This window comes from Streptomyces sp. NPDC017095 (genome assembly GCF_044332325.1).
Taxonomy (GTDB): Bacteria; Actinomycetota; Actinomycetes; order Streptomycetales; family Streptomycetaceae; genus Streptomyces.
In genome coordinates this window covers 1-1439 of record NZ_JBIROU010000043.1, presented here as the reverse complement: position 1 = coordinate 1439, position 1439 = coordinate 1, and the positions used below count along the sequence as shown (strand labels likewise).

The 1439-nt window shown below is 70.4% G+C and carries 1 protein-coding gene; it reads right to left on the bottom strand.

Translation table 11 applies throughout. The features are described 5' to 3' along the window. A partial coding sequence (locus tag ACH4OA_RS34585; RefSeq protein WP_397973468.1) for an IS110 family transposase occupies positions 1–1177 on the bottom strand: 1177 nt, incomplete at its 3' end. Positions 1178–1439: the final 262 nt, after the last annotated feature.

The window sequence follows — 1439 nt, the reverse complement described above, 5'->3', positions numbered from 1 at the left end:
CGTAGAAGGTTCCGTCGCGGAGCATGGCGAACAGGACGCTGGTGCGGTGGCGGGCGAGGCGGAGGAGGGCCTGGGTGTGGGTTTTGCCGCGGGCTCGGCAGCGGTCGTAGTAGGTCCGGGAGGCGGGATCATGCAGAGCCGCGAACGCGGAGAGGAACATCGCCCGTTTCAACTGCCGGTTCCCGCCTCTGGGGGCGTGTTCGCCGTGGATCGAGGTTCCCGACTGGCGGGTCGCCGGGGCGAGGCCGGCGTAGGAGGCGAGGTGTGCGGCGCTCGGGAACGAGCTGGCGTCGCCGACGGTGGTCAGGAGGACTGCGGCGGTCCTGACGCCGATGCCGGGCATCGAGGTCAGGACCTGGGAAAGAGGGTGGGCCTCCAGCAGTGCTTCGATCCGGGTTTCCAGGGCCCTGCGTTGTTCGTGGACGGCGGCCAGCGACTTCGCCAGCGACGGGACGATCACGTCGAGGGTGCCGGTGCCCGGGACGACGACGGTCTGCTCGTCGAGTGCGTCGAAGATGTCGTCGATCATCCGCTCGGCCATGCGCGGGGCCCTCGGGCGGACGACCTCGACGAGCCTTCGGCGGCCCGCCTTGCGCAGGGTCTGCGGGGATCCGTAACGCTCGAGGAGCCAGGTGACGGCCGGGTGGTCCAGGCGCGGGCCCAGAACCCGCTCCAGGCCGGGATGGAACTGGGTGAGCAGGCCCCGGATGCGGTTGGAGGTGCGGTTGGCCTCGCCGGCGAGGTCCTGGTCGAAGCCGACGAGCATGGTCAGCTCCGCGGTGACTTCGTCGGCGAGGTCGAGGGTGCGCAGGGTGTGGGGCATGCTGCGGGCGGCGCCGGCGATGACGGCTGCGTCTTTCGCGTCGGTCTTGGCCTCCCCGGGATAGAGATCGGCGATCCGCCGCATCGCCAGTCCGGGCAGGTAGGCGACCTGGCAGCCGGCGTCCCGGGCGACCGTGAGTGGGAGGGCACCGATGGAGGCGGGCTGGTCCACGACCACCAGGACGGTGCCGAACTTGGCCTTGAGTTTGTCGAAGACCGCCCGCAGTTTCGGCTCGCTGTTCGGCAGAGGCTTGTCGAAGACCGTCTTCCCGGCCGGGGTCAGCCCGTGTCCGTGATGCGTTGCCTTGCCGACGTCCAGCCCCAGGAAGACGCCCACCGCGTCGATGTCGACCATCGTGCCCCCACATGCGTCGATGCGTGCCGGCCCCGGCGGTCGGGGCCGTTCGCGCGCATCCACGTTATGCAGACCTGCCGCCCGCAAGCGGCCGGGCATTGCACCCGGCCAGGCGGTGGTCGGACCTCTAATCAGCGTCTCCGACGGCACCCCTCGGACCCGGTGACACCACCCCCCAGGTCATCCGATCGACAGGGGGCAACAGTCATGCCGGGCCCGGAGGCCAGCGGCCCTCTTGCAGGACCGCGAAGAAGATAACGGG